Below are 17,068 nucleotides of genomic sequence, written 5' to 3'. Positions count from 1 at the left end.
AGACAGATTGATAATAAATAACAAGTTTTTTTCCATTACTCAAGAAAAATATAATTCAAATTTGAATTAACAAGTTATTGTTATAAGTTTGTTATTATCATTTACTTTAGGTTTTATTTAATTCTTTCAAGTGAAGATCAATTTAGCTATTTACTTATGAAGTAAATAGTGATATCTATAAATTCAAATAGGTTTTTAGCAAGAAGAGTTATGCTCTTTAAACTCGAAACCATATTTTGGTGTGTTAGTGATACATTTTAGCGAACCTTATTAAGGTTCGCTAAATTTTTTTTAGCCCAATGCTACTTTTTCCCTCTTAGTTTTTACTGACTTTCTTTTGCCTTTCGTAATTATTTTAATCCTTTTGTATAAATCAAAAAATATTTTACCATAGTACCTTGCATCGCATAGTACCTTTTTATATCTTTGTTCAAGGTTTGATTCACAAGCTTTATACATTGAGTAATGAAACAACAGTTAGTAAGCCATTTATTCAACATGAAAAGCCAATATCACAGCCCGCAATCAATAGCTTATTATTCAGGGTTGAACACTTTGAGACCAACAATATAAACAGAACATATACATATGGATTTAGAAAATGCCAAAGTGCAGATGCGGAAAGGAATTTTAGAATTTTGTATCCTGCACATCATTTCCAGAGGAGAAGTTTACGCCTCTGATATGCTTGAGGAGCTAACTTCTGCCAAAATAATGGTTGTGGAAGGAACGCTCTATCCTTTGCTTACACGGTTAAAAAACTCGGGATTGTTAGATTACAAATGGGTAGAGTCGGTATCAGGGCCTCCAAGAAAATATTATATCCTAACAGATACTGGAAGAACATTTTTGGTTCAGTTTGGCGAAACTTGGAGTGAATTACAAGCATCTGTCAATCAAATAATTCATGATTCTTTTCATCATCATAACAAAGAGTCAGAGCAGGAAGGAGTTTAAGAAAATATGCTAAACGCCAACCAGACAAAACTAATAATAGCATTTGGGTATTAACTCATATATTCATTCAAACATGAAAAAGACCATATCAATCAATATTGCAGGCATAGTTTTTCATATCGAAGAAGACGGCTTCGAGCGATTAAATGCCTATCTGAAATCTATTCAGAAATATTTTGCTTCTTATGAAGGCTCAAAAGAAATTGTTGCAGACATCGAAGCCAGAATTGCTGAAAAATTTTGGACTAAACATAAAAGTGAAGATTCTCAAGTAATTACCATTGAAGATGTAGATGGCTTAATTGCCTCAATGGGTTCTGTGTCTGATTTCGCCGCCATCGAAGAAGATGAAGACTTTGCTGTAGGTGGACAGAAAAAAGAAGAACCTAAAGAAGAGAAAAAACAAGAGGAATATCAAGAGCGTAAAGCACATACTTATGAAAATAGTAGGTTTGCATCACATGATAGAAAACTCTACAGAGATGTCAAAAGAAAACTATTAGGTGGCGTTTGTGCAGGACTTGCTCATAATTTGGGCTTTGACCCACTTTGGATTCGCTTAACATTTTTATTTTTCTTACTAGGCATAGGTCCGATTACAGCAGGCATATTAAGCGGCGTAACATTCGTGTTATACATCGCTTGTTGGATTGCTTTCCCTGCGAATGCAGCATTGGAAGAAGACGATAGAATCCGTAAGTTTTACCTTAACCCAGACGGCAAAGTAATGGGGGGCGTAGTAAGCGGTATAGCCTCTTATACAGGTTGGGATTTAGGTATGCTTCGTTTTGTATTTGTACTTAGTATTTTCCTTTTTGGTTCGGGCGTTGTATTATATTTAATCCTGTGGGCGATAGCACCAGAAGCGAAGTCTTTGACAGATAAAATGCAAATGTCGGGCGAACCTATTACGCTTGAAAACATCGAATCAAACATCAAAAGAACGTTGCATTCAGAAGGTAAACCTGAGGATACACTCACTAGAATCTTGTTATTACCTTTCCGTGTTATTTCGCAAGTATTTAAAGCATTAGGACCATTTACAGTTTTTTTAGCATCCATTGCCAGAATCTTTGTGGGAGGGATGATGACTTTCTCGGGAGTAATCTTTATCATAGCACTTTTCTTTTCGCTTTTTGTAGGCTTAACAGCGTTGGAAAATGCTAACGTATATATTGGTGACCATTTACCTATAGGTTTGATTGCACGTGATGCTTCTCCATTATTATTTTTAGGTGGTTTCCTAACATTGGCAGTTCCTGCATTTGTAGTGGCTTGTGCTGGTATTTCATTGGTCATTCGCCGAAACCTTTTCAATGCAATCGTTTGGCAAAGCTTACTAGGGGTGTTCTTGATTGGCTTGCTTAGTTCTATGTACACGGGTGTAAAGTATGCTAAAAACTTTGCAAAAACAGCCTCTATTGAAGAAAACGTAACGTTTAACTTCAATCAGAAAACTCCTATCTTCGATATCAATTATACAGGGTTGGATCAAGACTGGGAGCCTTCTGTTGAGCTAATTGGCTATGATGGTACTGACATTAAAATTGAGAAAATTTTCAGAGCAGATGGTGCTGACAAAAAAGATGCAGAAATCAATGCAATGTCTGTTATGTATAATATCGTTCAGAAAGACTCTGTTTTGAAATTTGATGACAGATTTGAATTCAAAGATGATGCTCATTTCCGTGACCAAAGAATCAGAATGAAAGTATATATTCCTTATGGAAAAACATTCTCGATGACTCGTGGCTTTGCAAGTTTTGTAGATAACAATTTTGATGGTGGATATTTTGATGAAAGTACAGGAGATTTATTCAAAGGCTCAATCTGGAAGTTTACCAAAGACGGAGACCTTACTTGTGAGAACCGTTTCCCAAAAAGAAATTCAGACCATAATTCAGATGATGAGCAATATGGTTTCCCTGAGGGCGTATCTATTCAGACTTTGCCATTAAAAGATTTTGAAAACATAAGAGTCAACCTGTCTGGTATATCGAATGTATTGGTAAATCAAGCAGACGAGTTTAGTGTAGAAGTAAGTAGCGCTGGGGAAAATGCCCTTGAAAAATTGAAATATACGGTGTCTGACGGTACATTGATTATTGAAGCCAAAGACGGACAAAAGCCAAGTGATATTTATGATATTCACATTAGTATGCCAAGATTAAAAGGCTTTGCTATTAAAGGTGGTGTGGGAACTAGTAAAATAAAGAATTTTGACGGAGAAGAACTTTTGGTTGACCTTGCTAATGGTGTTAAACTAAAGGTTAGCGGAAATTACAACAAATTGAAAGCTAAACTAGACAATGAATCAAAATTAGAATCGTTCGATTTGGATGTTGTCAGTGCCACTTTAGAAGTAAAAGGCACAGCTTCAGCAGAAATCAATGTTCGTGAAAAACTAGATGCCAAAACTGTAGGCTTCGGTTCTATTCGTTATCGTGGCGAACCTTCAGTGAATCGTTCAGTACAAGAGGGCGGTTCTATAGAAAAAGAACAAGACTAATAATAGCCGTTTTATCATAATACTAAACCTTTTATAAAAAAAAGAACAAGTGTGCAACCTTTGTAGCATACATTGCATCTTAATAAAAAATAAAAACAACAAAGACATGAATACTAAAACCTACTTTCGTAACACTTTATTATTGAGTTTTTTATTAGGAATTGCCAACGTAATGTTTGCTCAGAATACCAAAGAGTTTTCTTTGAAAGGTTTTGATAAATTAGATATGTCAAGTGCTTTTATCATTGATGTAAAGTATGGCAATGCCTACAAAGTATTAGTGGATGCTGAACGTACTGAAGACATTGAAGATTTGGAAGTTAAGGTAAGTGGCACAACGCTTATAGCCAAATACCGTAATTCAAATGGTGGTTGGAAATGGAATAATAACCGTAAGAAAGTATCTTTTACGATTGTTATGCCCAACCTAAAACAAGTAGATTTCTCGGGTGCTACTAGATCTAAAATCTCAGGTTTCAATGATTTAGAAGATGTGACGTTGAAATTTTCAGGCGCTGCCAATACTGAAATTAGTATCAATGCCGACAAAGTGAATTTAGATTGCTCTGGAGCATCTAGGGTAAAATTAAACGGTAAAACCTCTAAGCTTAACTTTGACCTTTCTGGTGCAAGTAATGTAGATTCATACAACTTTGTAGCAAGAGATGTAGATGCTGAAGTTTCTGGTGCAAGTTCTGCTAGAGTAAACGCTAGTAAAACATTGAATGTAGAAGCAAGTGGTGCTTCATCCGTAAGATACAAAGGACAGCCATCAGTAAGATCTGATGTGTCTGGTGCTTCATCTGTAAAGAGTGGAGAGTAAATATAGCATGAATAAATGCTAAATGCTTAAACCCCGCAAGTGTTGCAGAACTCTTGCGGGGTTTTGTGTGTTAGAAAGACAGAGAAACTTGTTCTATTAAAAGATGATAAGTGTCTATTAAAATAAATGATGTTGTTGAGTGAGTTAAGATGTAGCTCTCAGAATCGCATTGACGGAAGACTCACCACTCTCAATTCACAATTATTACTTATATGCAACATTACGACTTGGTTATTATTGGTGGAGGACCTATTGGTTTGGCTTGTGGATTAGAAGCCCAAACAGCTGGATTAAGCTATGTGATTTTAGAAAAAGGATGTCTGGTAAATTCGCTTTACAATTACCCTTCAAACATGACCTTTTTTAGTACTTCGGACAGACTTGAAATTGGTGATGTCCCTTTTGTTTCAAATAATGCTAAACCAACTCGTTCTGAAGCCTTAGAATATTATCGGAGGGTAGCTATTCACCGAAAGTTGCATATAAAACTTTTCGAAGGTGTTGAGCAAATCGACAAGTCGGACGAAAAAGAAGATATTATTTATACCATTAAAACTACTAAAAGCGAATATCAAGCACAGCATATTATTATTGCCACAGGTTTTTATGATATTCCATATTTGATGAATGTTCCTGGTGAAGACTTACCAAAAGTAACACACTATTACGAAGAACCGCATTTTTATGCTTTACAAAATGTAGTAGTAGTTGGTGCCAATAATTCTGCGGTTGATGCAGCCTTAGAAACTTGGCGAAAAGGAGCAAGCGTAACAATGGTTATCAGACAGGACGAAATAGGAAACAGGGTAAAGTATTGGGCTAAGCCAGATATTGAAAACAGAATCAAGGAAGGTTCTATCAAAGCCTATTTCAATTCAGAGGTTGCCAGTATTCGTCCACATGAAATAGATATCCAAACGCCCGAAGGAATTATTACGATTGAAAACGATTATGTCATTGCGATGACGGGTTATCAACCTAACTTAGATTTTTTACGGAAAATAGGAATTACGTTATCAAATGATGAAATCCTAAAACCTACGTATAATGACGACACACAGGAAACAAATTTACCCAATATATATCTAGCAGGGGTAATTTGTGGAGGAATGAATACGCATTCCTTATTTATTGAAAATTCAAGGATTCATGCGACTAAAATTCTACAGAAGATAACAGGTAAGGTTATTCATAACACTAACTACTAATGACTGTTTATAATTGCTTTCTCCCGAATACACCTATAAACAAGGTGAGAAAATAGGTTAAATCAGCAATAAATTTCATACTCATTGCCTAGAAAAGGTATTGTGTATCAGCCTTTTCTAGCTTCTTTAAATTGAGTCCATAAAAAATTGTCATTCACCGACACACTTCTGTATTTGGTCGAAAATTGTCTAAATCTAAGAGAAGACAGTGCAATTTTTGTGTTCTAAGAGTGTCTAATCGATAAATTTTGTGGGTTTCCCACTTATCTCAAATTCAATCCATTTGTACTTTTTTAATTCTTACAACAAATTATTTACTCCAACTTTGCTTCTGATTAAAGAAAAGAGCGAACATTTTAAAAATATATTTATGAAAAAAATATTATTATCCTTAACGTTATTTAGCCTTATATGCACCAACCTTTTTGCACAGTTTCCAGTAGGGGGAATGGGCGGAATGGGTGGCGGACGTCCCAAAGAAGCTACTGCTATTCCGGGAACGGCTCAAGCTGCGCCAAAAGGGTCAGCAAAAATTACTGGTTATGTAATCGACTCATCAGCGACTAAAGCTGTTGAATTTGCGAGTGTGGCATTATTAGCGAAAGCAACTAACAAACCTGTTGACGGAACAGTGTGTGATGATAAAGGTAAATTTACATTAGCAAAAGTAGCTACTGGTGATTACGTATTGGCTATTTCATTTTTGGGTTATCACTCAAAAAGAATTGATGTGAAAATTGTGAACAAAAACGATGACATTGATTTAGGTGTGATTAAATTAAACCAAACAAGTCAAGTTTTACAAGAAGTAACCGTAGAAGGTCAGCGTTCTTTGATTGAAGACAAAGTTGACAGAATGGTTTACAATGCTGAAAAAGATGCAACTAACAAAGGTGGTGACGCAACAGATGTATTAAGAAAAGTACCTTCGTTATCAGTAGATTTGGATGGTAACGTTACACTTCGTGGTAGCCAAAACGTAAAGGTGTTGATTAATAATAAACCTTCAACAATTGTAGCTAGTAGTATTGCAGATGCCTTGAAACAAATTCCATCAGACATGATTAAGTCTGTTGAAGTAATTACTTCGCCTTCTGCTAAGTACGATGCTGAAGGGTCATCAGGGATTATCAACATCATCACTAAAAAGAATACTCTACAAGGTTTAACCCTAAACTTGGATAGCAGTGTAGGTATTCGTGGTGCTAACATGTCATTGAACGGAAACTATAGAAAAGGAAACATGGGTTTCTCTTTAGGTGGTTTTGGCCGTGCTAACTATAATGTAAATGGTGAGTTTGTTAATACACAGCTAGCTAAATCTGATGGAACAATTACGAAACAAAGTGCATCAACTAGAAATGATGGTTTGTTTGGTTCTTATCAATTTGGATGGGACTGGGATATTAATAAGTCTAACTCAATCACTGCTTCTGCTCGTTATGGTGCAAGAAATCAGAATACTTTTCAAGATGCATTATCTACAAACATTATCAGAACAAATGGAAGTAATACAACAACAGTACGTGATGTAGAAACGAAAGATAATTCTGGAACGATAGATTTAAACGTTGACTATACGCATACGTTCAAAAAGCCTCAGCAAGAGTTAAGTTTGTCAGCACAGTATAGTCGTAATGATCGTAAAAATAATTTCACGAACATTATTTATGGTTTATCTGACTCTTTAGTTCAATTAGGTAGAAACCGTATTTCGAATATCAACCCAAGTTATAACCAAGAAACTACACTTCAAGCAGATTATCAATCACCAATTGGTAAAACACAAATGATTGAATTTGGTGGAAAAGGAATTTTCAGAAAAGTAAATAGTACGTTTACTCAAGTTGGAAATAATGGAGCATTAGATTACGACCAAAACATTGCAGCATCTTATTTTTCTTATACCTTAACAACTAAGCAAAAATATAGCTTCAAAGGTGGTGTACGTTATGAACATACTGACATCAATGCGATTCAAACAACGGAAGGTGGAGCAAAGAATAATATTGATATTCCAAGCTACGGAACATTGGTACCAAGTTTCAACGTATCAAAAAGCTTGAAAGGGGGAACTACTTTGAAATTGGCTTATAACCGTCGTATTCAAAGACCATCATTACAGTTTTTAAACCCGAATCGTAATGCTTCAAACCCTTCAAACGTTACAGAAGGTAATCCAAACTTATCGCCTGAATTCACCAACAACTATGAATTTACGATAAATACATTCTTTAAAAATACGTTCTTGACAACAGCATTGTTTATGCGTAATACTACAGGTTCTATCCAAAGTATTCGTACAAATGAAGTAGATGCCCAAGGCAGACCATTCCTTTTAACTTCTTACCGTAACATTGGTAATGAAGATGCTTATGGAATGAACTTGTTTGGTAGTGTGAATATCTCTAACAAATTCCAATTAGGCGGAGGAACAGATATTTATTATGCTGTTTTGAATAACAACAACCCTGACCCACTTTTGAATGCTAAAAACCAAGGATGGGTAGCAAGCTTTAGAATGTTTGGTAGTTATAACCTTTCTAAAGGCTGGGGCTTTCAGGCGTTCTCATTCTATCGTGGTAATCAAGTACAATTACAAGGTAGCCAAGGAGGTTTCGGAATTTACAGTTTAAGTATTAAGAAAGACTTGGCAAACAAAAAAGGAAGTATCGGTTTTGGAGCTGAAAACTTCTTTACACCTAATGGTTTCAAGATTAATAATAACATAGAATCTTCGACGATTTCTCAGCAAAGTACTACTACTTTACGTAACATGAACTTTAAAATTAACTTCAGTTACCGTATTGGTAAGATGTCTTTTGATGCACCTAAAAAGAGAAAGAAATCTGTTAATAACGATGACTTGAAAGATGGTGGCGACGGTGGCGGAAACGGCGGCGGTCAGCAACAACAAGCAGCTCCAGCAACTACTGGTGGCGGTGGTGGTCGTCCAAGATAATCATAACATTTCCTAAGAAAAAAAGCGACTTTGAGCAATCAGAGTCGCTTTTTTTATGCTGATTACTTTATAAGTCAACCTATTCTTTTATTTTTTTACGGAATTCACGAGGTGAAATACCCATCACTGTCGTAAATATTCTACTAAAATGATAAGGGTCATTATAACCAATGGTGTAAGCAATTTCCTTTACTCTTAATTTGCTATGTTCTAATAAGCTACAGGCTTGTTGTACTTTGAGAAAAGTGAAAAAGTTGATTGGGGAACTTTGTACTTTCTGTCGAAAAACTGCTGAGAAATGCGATGCAGACATTCCTGCTACATCTGCCAATTGTTCCAACGTGAGTGTTTCAGTCAGGTGTTTTTTCATATAAGCAATTACCTTACTGATAGGGTCAGTTTCTGTAGTGTGTTGAGGATTGGGGTTAAAAACAGAAGCTTTGAAAGTAGTTAGAAAATGGGCGAATTGTGCGTTTGCATAAACGATGTTATCATCATTGAATGACATTTCGATATGCGAAATAATATCATCAAACATCACTAAACGCTGATTGTTGGGAAGCAATGCTACAGGCGAATAATTTTTAGTGTTTTCAAATAAGAAGTTTATATAATGTGCCGATAGTGTACCAACGAAATGTACCCAATAGATTGTCCATGGATTATCAATATTGGCACCATAGCTATGTGGAATATTAGCAGGAATAATAAAAAAGTGGTCTTGATTGACAAAATACTTTTGGTTATCTACCATATACCAGCCTTCGCCCTCTAAACAATATATTAGAATATGCTGTCCACAACCATTTTTACGTTCGCAAGCATGGTTATTTGCTTTGAGATAATACCCAATGTCAGTAATATATAAGGTTTCGACTAATGGGTGCTTAATAACTCTTGACAATAACTCATGAGGCATAATGTATGTCCGTTGTCCTAAAAAGCCTTCTTCTCTTGTAGTCATTGAAGTATATATATAATAATATTATCTATGTTTTTCATAAAAAGAGTCATGTAAATGTAGCCTTTAAACAGGTAAGTTTGCAATTAAATATTAGATTATTTCAAAATATCAATCGTAATTAAGGATAAGGATACTTGGTACATACTGTTTTTGTTTTTCGCTTTTTCATCAACATAGATGATATTTTCCAGTACATTATCCATCTTTATAGGGCAAGCTTGTAAACTGCCATTGATTTAAAATAATAGTTTACAATTAAACGGGAAAAAACTCATTCAAAAGTATTTAGCATATAGATAGGGTTTTTACTGTGAACTGTTTTGATAAGTAAGGGTCACTACATTGTAAGATTCGTAAAAATATGAATATTAGTAAATTAATCTTTATCGGTTCTATTGTCATTATTGGGGGATATTCGCTGTATTCCCTGAATAAAACAGGCAATGAGGTAGATTATAGTACGCAAGTAAAACCCATCTTGAACAAGCATTGTATTGCTTGTCATGGAGGGGTAAAAAAGCAAGGCGGATTCAGTTTGCTATTTAGAGAAGAGGCGTTGGGAAAAACCGAATCAGGAAAGCCAGCTATTATCCCAGGCGATGCTGAGCATTCAGAATTTATTATCAGACTTACGCATAAAGACCCTGAAGAAAGGATGCCTTTGAAAAAAGAGCCTCTGAAAAAAGAAGAGATAGAAATATTAACAAAATGGGTGAATCAAGGAGCAAATTGGGGCGAGCATTGGGCTTTTGTAAAACCAGAGATGCCTGCAGTGCCGAACAAAGGCTTTTTTGCAGGATTCTTTAGTTTGTTTGGTGATAAATGGGAGAAGAATGACATTGACTATTTTGTAAAAAATAAATTGGAGCAAGAAGGCTTAAAACCTTCAACTAAAGCGGAAAAATCGATATTATTAAGAAGACTTTGTTTGGATTTAACAGGCTTACCACCTACCGAAAAACAAATAGAGGAATTTATGAAGGATGATAGTGATAATGCCTATGAAAAGATGGTAGATAGCCTGCTGGCATCCTCACAATTTGGTGAACGGTGGGCAGGGATGTGGCTGGATATGGCTAGGTATTCAGATACAAAAGGCTATGAAAAAGATGAAGGCAGGAATATCTGGCAATACAGAGATTACGTCATCAAGGCATTTAACCAAGATATGCCTTACACGCAGTTTATTAAAGAACAACTGGCGGGTGATTTATTGAAAAACCCAAGCGAACAACAATATATCGCTACGGCCTTTCATCGGAATACTGTTAATAATGATGAGGGTGGTACTGACGACGAAGAGTTTAGAAATGCTACGATGGTAGATAGAGTAAATACTACTTGGGAGGTATTTCAGTCTACAACCTTTGCTTGTGTACAATGCCACTCGCATCCGTATGACCCTATTCGTCATGAAGACTATTATAAATCAATGGCGTTTTTCTACAATACTCGTGATGAAGATGTACCAGACGATTCTCCTTATCTCAGACAATTTAATAAACCAGAAGACCAACAGCGATTAACTCAATTACAAACGTGGTTAAAAACTAATTTCAATAGTGAGCAAGAAAAAGAAATTACGCAATATTTGACTTTTCTAGAACCTAAAATTCATCCGCATGCGGGCGACCAATTTATTAATGGGGCATTGGCTGATAATAAATATCTAGGCGTAAGAAATGGCGGTTCGGTAAGGTTTAAGTCTTTGCCTGTGGAGGGCAAAAGACAGCTTTTGGTAGCGTATGGAAACAAAACAGGAAGCCCAACGTTGATGGAAATTCGCTTAGGCTCATTGACAGGGAAAGTACTCACGACGATAAAATTAGACACTACGCAAAAAGGAGGATGGACTAACTCATGGGACTATCAATTATATGATTTACCCAAAATGAGCGGTCGACAGGATTGGTACTTGACTTTCAAGAATGCAAAAGTCAAACCAGACCAAAGTACTTGTGTGATTGGAAGTTTTACCTTATTACCTGAATTTCCGGGCAAAGGAAAGCCAGAGTACAATGAAAAAAAACAATCCTTTTTGGAATTAATAAGGGCAAATACTGAAAACACGCCCGTTATGCTCGATAACCCTCTTGAATATGCCCGACAAACCAATGTTTGGGAGCGAGGGAATTGGTTAGCAAAAACGAAAGTAGTACAACCAGATATTCCTGAAGCCTTGGGAAGATTACCGAAAGGAGCGCCTAAAAATCGTTTAGGTTTAGCCATGTGGCTAGGGAGTAACGAAAATCCATTGACTGCCAGAGTGGCGGTGAATCGTTTTTGGGAGCAACTTTTTGGAACGGGCTTGGTAGAAACCCTAGAGGATTTTGGTACACAAGGTTTCACGCCTACTAATGCAGCATTATTAGATTTTCTGGCTATAAAATTTATGGATGAATATCAATGGAAACCTAAAAAGCTGTTGAAGGAAATCGTCATGTCGGCAACATATCAGCAAGATTCAAAAGCTAATGAAGATTTATTAGAAAAAGACCCGATGAATCGCTTGTTGGCTCGTGGGCCAAGAGTACGTTTGTCGGCCGAACAAATCAGAGACCAAGCATTGTTGGTAAGTGGTTTATTGAGCTATAAAATGTATGGTAAAAGTGTTATGCCGTATCAGCCAGATGGCATTTGGAATACGCCCTATAGTAGTATGGCTTGGAAACTAAGTGATAAGGAAGATAAATATCGACGGGCTTTATACACTTATTGGCGTCGTTCAACGCCTTATCCATCCATGATAACTTTTGATGGAGCAAACCGTGATATTTGTTTGGCTAGGAGAATCCGAACCAATACACCTTTGCAGGCACTTGTTACCTTAAATGACCCCGTTTATTTAGAATGTGCTAAAAGCCTAGCCAAGAAGATGGAAGCAAGCGGGGAAACAATTGATGAGCAAATCAAGAATACTTATCGATTAACGATGTGTAAAAACATTACAGACAAGAAATTAGCCATCTTGAAAAAGCTTTATACTAACACACTAATAACGTATCAGAAAAGTAAAAATGAGGCAGCGTTGCTGTTGAATATTTGTCCAGATGATAATATCAAACCAAAAAATATTCCTGACTTAGCTGCCAAGACTTTAGTAGCAAGCACCTTGCTGAATTTGGATGAGTTTATTATGAAAGAATGATTGATGAGTGAGGAGTTTGGAGTTTAGAATGAGGAGTTTTCTATTATCATATCTGCGAAAATCAGCGAAAAAATCTCTGAAATCTGCGGGTAAAAAAGACTCCTTTAGCCAATTAATATAAAGCTTATAGCAATTATGAAAAACTTACAAGAAGAACTTCTTTTTGAAACGCTTCGTCATGAAACACGTAGGCATTTTCTAAAACAATGTACTACAGGTTTAGGAATGATGGCGATGGGTTCTTTGCTACAGAGTTGTGGAGGCAATCAGCCTTCGGCTATGACGAATGTTGCTAATCCTTTATCGCCTAAAATGCCTCATTTTGCAGGGAAAGCTAAGTCTGTTATTTACTTGCACATGGCGGGCGCTCCTTCGCAATTAGAATTATTCGACTATAAGCCAGAATTGATGAAATTGGATGGACAGCTTTGTCCTCAGTCATTTTTAGAAGGTAAGAAATTCGCCTTTATTCGTGGAGTACCTCAGATGATGGGTCCACAGGCGAATTTCCAACAAGTAGGACAAAGCGGAGCATGGATGTCGGATAAAATGCCACATTTACAAACCGTGGCAGATGATATTTCTTTCTTAAAAGCCATGTATACCGACCAATTTAATCATGCACCAGCACAATTGCTTTTGCATACAGGCTCGGCACGTTTAGGGCGACCAAGCACGGGTACATGGGCAACGTATGGGTTAGGGTCTGAAAACCAGAATTTGCCGGGCTATATGGTGTTAACATCTGGAGGGAAAAATCCTGACGGGGGTAAAGCCTTGTGGGGAAGTGGCTTTTTGCCTTCTGTTTATCAAGGAGTACAGTGTAGAAACCAAGGAGAGCCAGTTTTATATATTTCTGACCCATCAGGGGTAAATCGCGACATTCGGAAAAATACGATTGATGCTATTACTGAAATCAATAAGGAGTCATATCAAGAATTTCATGACCCTGAGACCTTAGCTAGAATTTCGCAATATGAAATGGCTTTTAAGATGCAAACAACAGTACCTGAGGTAATGGATATTTCCAAAGAACCTGCCTATATTCATGAAATGTATGGTACTGAAATGGGAAAAGAATCCTTTGCCAACAACTGTTTATTAGCCAGAAAATTAGTAGAGCAAGGAGTAAGGTTTGTACAATTATTTGATTGGGGATGGGATTCGCACGGGGGAGCTTCTGAAAGCAGTGATGTCGTGAATGGCTTAACCAATAAATGTGCTACCGTCGATAAAGCCATTACGGCACTGATACAAGATTTAAAACAACGGGGATTATTAGACGAAACCTTGATTGTGTGGGGTGCCGAATTTGGTAGAACACCCATGCAAGAGAACCGCGAGGGCAAAGCAGCGGCTTTTAAAGGCAGAGACCATCATACCGAAGCCTTTACCGTTTGGATGGCAGGCGGAGGCATCAAAGGAGGATATTCTCATGGTGAAACTGACCCTCTTGGATATGTAGGTACGAAGGATAGAACTTCCGTTTTTGACTTGCAAGCTACCATTATGCATTGCTTAGGTTTCAATCATGAAGAATTTACTTATCCTTTTCAAGGAAGAAACTTTAGATTGACCGATACGGCAGGAAAAGTGATTAAGCCTGTGCTGTCCTGATTAAACAGGATAGCATGAATAGAGTATAATTGTGCAGTTGTATCTTACTCCTTTAAATCAAATATTTTAAACTATTATGAAAAAGATACAAATAGCCTTATTGGCTTTATTAACAAGTTTGTCAACATTTGCCCAAACGGGTTATACGCCAAGTCCCGAAAATATTAAAGCACGTGAAGAATTTGAAAAAGCACGCTTTGGGATGTTTATTCACTGGGGTTTATCCAGTGTTTTGGGTGATGGAGAGTGGGTAATGCAAATAAAAAATATTCCTGTGAAGGATTATACCAAACTGCAAAGAGCCTTCAATCCTGTTGATTTTAATGCCAAAACATGGGTAGATATTGCCAAAGGTGCAGGGATGAAATATATTACCTTGATTACTCGCCACCATGATGGCTTTAGTAATTTCGATACGAAGCAGTCAAGCTGGAATATCATGAATACGCCTTATAAGCGTGATATTGTAAAGGAATTGGCAGACGAATGTCATAAACAAGGGATTAAAATCTGTTTTTATTATTCTTTGTTAGACTGGTACCGTGATGATTATCCTTATGAAACAGGGAAAACTGGAAAGGGAACTGGCCGTACTAAAAAGAGTAATTATGCCAGTTATTTAGCTTTTATGAAAAGTCAATTGACAGAGTTATTGACAAAGTATGGCGAAGTATCGGCTATTTGGTTTGATGGACATTGGGATCAGCTAGATAATGACCATGACAAAACCTTGCAATCAAAAATTGACTGGAAATATGATGAGATTTATGGCTTGATTCATAAACTTCAACCACAATGTTTGATTGGGAATAATCACCATTTGAGTCCATTACCAGGAGAAGACTTTCAAATGTTTGAGCGTGACTTACCGGGAGAAAACAAAGGAGGATTGAGCGGACAAGATATTTCAGCATTGCCATTGGAAACATGTGAGACCTTGAATGGTGCATGGGGATATAATATCAAAGATGACCACTATAAAACACCTAAGCAATTGGTAGATTATTTGGTACGTGCTGCTGGTTATGGAGCTAACTTTTTATTAAATGTTGGGCCAATGCCAAATGGGGAAATCCAACCAGAATTTGTAGAACGTTTGGCGAAAGTAGGAGAGTGGACTAAAGTTTATGGAGAAACCATTTATGGCTCTAAAGGTGGCTTTATTCGTCCGCAGGAATGGGGAGCTGTTACTGAAAAAGGGAACAAAATCTATCTTCATTTATTGAAATACAATGACGATAAGTTTATGTTGAAAGTTCCTCAAGCGTTCAAAAGTGCGAAGTTGTTTAAAAATGGTACTCCTATTAAGTTTCAAAAATTAGATAATAACTATTTTGTATTTGATATTGCATCTTTAGATAAAAGCGAGTTAGATAACGTCATTGAATTAGAAAAATAATATGAAAATAGAAAAGACAATTCCTTTGTTGAGAATCTTTGATGTCAATAAAGCCCGAGAATTCTATATTGATTGGCTCGGTTTTCAAGAAGACTGGGTACATCAGTTTGAAGAAAATACGCCTTATTATATCCAGATTTCAAGAGGGGAATTGACTTTTCATCTTACCGAACATTACGGAGACTGCACTCCGGGAGGAAAAGTTTTTATTGACTGTTCTGATTTAGAAAGTTTCTTCAACGAATTACAAACCAGACCTTATAAATATTATCGCCCTTCCATAGAAGAAGCCTTTTGGGGGGCAAGCATCATGAGTTTAACAGACCCTTTTGGAAACCGATTACTATTTAACGAATATAAAAAAGCATAATCAATGAACGAGCATCAATCAAGACGAAACTTTCTTAAAACCAGTAGCTTAGCTGTGGGTTCTGGCTTAATAGCAAATTCAGTTTCGGCGAATAAGATTCAAAAGAACATGGAAAACGTTGTGATTGGACACAATTCACACAAGTACAAAGTAATAGCTGGATGGGGCGTATTGGATGCTGACAAAAATCCTGTGAACGATTGTCACGAAATGGTGGAAGATGCCAAAGGACGTTTGATTATGTGTACCAATGAAACCAGAAATAATATCTTGATTTATGATAAATCAGGGAAGTTATTAGATGCTTGGGGAACTACCTATCCAGGTGCACACGGTTTAACCATTGCAAATGAAGGCGGAGAACAGTTTTTGTTTATTTGCGATAATGCTCGTCACCAAGTAATTAAAACGGATTTGAAAGGGCGTGAAGTAATGAAGCTTGAATATCCCAAAGAAACAGGCGTTTATGAATCACCGAATCGTTTTGTGCCTACCGAAACAGCCGTTAATCCTGCCAATGGTGATATTTATGTGGCGGATGGGTACGGCTCGCAATACATTACGCAATACGATATAAAAGGAAGATATATCCGTCATTTTGGTGGGTATTCTAAGGAATATACCGACGAGAAATTTGATACCTGCCACGGTATTTTAGTAGATACTCGTGATAAAAAGAATCCTACGTTACTAGTTACCGACCGTGTGCATAACTGTTTGAAACGTTTTACATTAGATGGAAAATTCTTAGCAGTTTATCATTTGCCGGGTACTTTTGTGTGTCGCCCAGTATTACGTGGCGATCATATTTTTGCTGCCGCTTTCAGAAGTACAGATGGGTCTTGGAATAATTCTGGTTACATACAAGTATTGGATAAAGATATGAAAGTAGTGTCAACACCGGGTGGTTCAGAGCCTACTTACAAAGACGGTAAACTACAACGTCAGTACAAAGATGACCCTAATCAAGTATTCATGCATCCGCATGATGTATATGTAGATTCTGACGAAAACGTTTATGTCCCTCAATGGAATTCTAAAAAAACGTATCCAGTTAAATTAGAAAGAATTGCGTAGGAGTAATGAGTTTATTGACGCTATAATTATAAAA

General features: G+C 36.6%; 11 protein-coding genes. 10 read left to right on the top strand and 1 reads right to left on the bottom strand.

Annotated elements, in window-relative coordinates; genetic code table 11:
* Nucleotides 1–588 precede the first annotated feature (588 nt).
* The 5 genes from AC07XN_RS06365 (at nt 589) to AC07XN_RS06345 (ending at nt 8,459) form a co-directional block, all read left to right on the top strand.
* On the top strand, nt 589–957 hold the full coding sequence (locus AC07XN_RS06365) for a PadR family transcriptional regulator (protein WP_309912178.1): 369 nt from the start codon (nt 589–591) through the stop codon (nt 955–957).
* Between the two features lie 73 nt (nt 958–1,030).
* On the top strand, nt 1,031–3,466 hold the full coding sequence (locus AC07XN_RS06360) for a PspC domain-containing protein (RefSeq protein WP_494742430.1): 2,436 nt from the start codon (nt 1,031–1,033) through the stop codon (nt 3,464–3,466).
* A gap of 106 nt (nt 3,467–3,572) precedes the next feature.
* Nucleotides 3,573–4,289, top strand: coding sequence for a head GIN domain-containing protein (locus tag AC07XN_RS06355; protein ID WP_309912174.1), 717 nt, complete (start codon nt 3,573–3,575; stop codon nt 4,287–4,289).
* A 212-nt stretch (nt 4,290–4,501) separates the two neighbouring features.
* Nucleotides 4,502–5,497: a YpdA family putative bacillithiol disulfide reductase gene (locus AC07XN_RS06350; RefSeq protein ID WP_494742429.1), complete on the top strand. Its 996-nt coding sequence runs from the start codon at nt 4,502–4,504 to the stop codon at nt 5,495–5,497.
* 370 nt (nt 5,498–5,867) lie between these two features.
* A complete protein-coding gene (locus AC07XN_RS06345; protein ID WP_494742428.1) occupies nt 5,868–8,459 on the top strand; it encodes a TonB-dependent receptor in 2,592 nt (863 codons plus the stop codon).
* A gap of 79 nt (nt 8,460–8,538) precedes the next feature.
* On the opposite strand, the gene AC07XN_RS06340 is transcribed toward AC07XN_RS06345, so the two are convergent.
* Complete coding sequence (locus AC07XN_RS06340) at nt 8,539–9,423, bottom strand: AraC family transcriptional regulator (RefSeq protein ID WP_309912167.1); 885 nt, start codon at nt 9,421–9,423, stop codon at nt 8,539–8,541.
* A gap of 361 nt (nt 9,424–9,784) precedes the next feature.
* Between AC07XN_RS06340 and AC07XN_RS06335 the strand changes: the two genes are divergently transcribed.
* The 5 genes from AC07XN_RS06335 (at nt 9,785) to AC07XN_RS06315 (ending at nt 17,034) form a co-directional block, all read left to right on the top strand.
* Nucleotides 9,785–12,571 carry a DUF1553 domain-containing protein gene (locus AC07XN_RS06335; protein WP_494742427.1) on the top strand — a complete coding sequence of 929 codons (2,787 nt, stop codon included), beginning with the start codon at nt 9,785–9,787 and terminating at the stop codon, nt 12,569–12,571.
* A gap of 135 nt (nt 12,572–12,706) precedes the next feature.
* Entirely contained in the window at nt 12,707–14,188 is a 1,482-nt protein-coding gene (locus AC07XN_RS06330; RefSeq protein ID WP_309912164.1) for a DUF1501 domain-containing protein, read from the top strand.
* Between the two features lie 76 nt (nt 14,189–14,264).
* The gene (locus AC07XN_RS06325; RefSeq protein WP_309912162.1) at nt 14,265–15,587 is read left to right on the top strand and encodes an alpha-L-fucosidase; all 1,323 of its coding nucleotides are present in this window, start codon (nt 14,265–14,267) and stop codon (nt 15,585–15,587) included.
* Nucleotide 15,588: 1 nt separating this feature from the next.
* Complete coding sequence (locus tag AC07XN_RS06320; protein ID WP_494742426.1) at nt 15,589–15,957, top strand: glyoxalase superfamily protein; 369 nt, start codon at nt 15,589–15,591, stop codon at nt 15,955–15,957.
* 3 nt (nt 15,958–15,960) lie between these two features.
* Nucleotides 15,961–17,034 (top strand): twin-arginine translocation signal domain-containing protein, encoded by a 1,074-nt coding sequence (locus AC07XN_RS06315; RefSeq protein ID WP_494742425.1) that lies wholly within the window; start codon nt 15,961–15,963, stop codon nt 17,032–17,034.
* The last annotated feature ends 34 nt before the right edge of the window (nt 17,035–17,068 follow it).

Source organism: Arcicella sp. GW458-12-2-14-TSB2, from assembly GCF_059423785.1.
Note: the sequence above shows the minus strand (reverse complement) of the source record. Positions and strands in the feature narration are given on the sequence as shown.

Coding starts and splice junctions, on each gene's coding strand:
- AC07XN_RS06365 (WP_309912178.1), top strand. CDS start 589: ATGGATTTAGAAAATGCCAAAGTGCAGATGCGGAAAGGAATTTTAGAA.
- AC07XN_RS06360 (WP_494742430.1), top strand. CDS start 1,031: ATGAAAAAGACCATATCAATCAATATTGCAGGCATAGTTTTTCATATC.
- AC07XN_RS06355 (WP_309912174.1), top strand. CDS start 3,573: ATGAATACTAAAACCTACTTTCGTAACACTTTATTATTGAGTTTTTTA.
- AC07XN_RS06350 (WP_494742429.1), top strand. CDS start 4,502: ATGCAACATTACGACTTGGTTATTATTGGTGGAGGACCTATTGGTTTG.
- AC07XN_RS06345 (WP_494742428.1), top strand. CDS start 5,868: ATGAAAAAAATATTATTATCCTTAACGTTATTTAGCCTTATATGCACC.
- AC07XN_RS06340 (WP_309912167.1), bottom strand. CDS start 9,423: ATGACTACAAGAGAAGAAGGCTTTTTAGGACAACGGACATACATTATG.
- AC07XN_RS06335 (WP_494742427.1), top strand. CDS start 9,785: ATGAATATTAGTAAATTAATCTTTATCGGTTCTATTGTCATTATTGGG.
- AC07XN_RS06330 (WP_309912164.1), top strand. CDS start 12,707: ATGAAAAACTTACAAGAAGAACTTCTTTTTGAAACGCTTCGTCATGAA.
- AC07XN_RS06325 (WP_309912162.1), top strand. CDS start 14,265: ATGAAAAAGATACAAATAGCCTTATTGGCTTTATTAACAAGTTTGTCA.
- AC07XN_RS06320 (WP_494742426.1), top strand. CDS start 15,589: ATGAAAATAGAAAAGACAATTCCTTTGTTGAGAATCTTTGATGTCAAT.
- AC07XN_RS06315 (WP_494742425.1), top strand. CDS start 15,961: ATGAACGAGCATCAATCAAGACGAAACTTTCTTAAAACCAGTAGCTTA.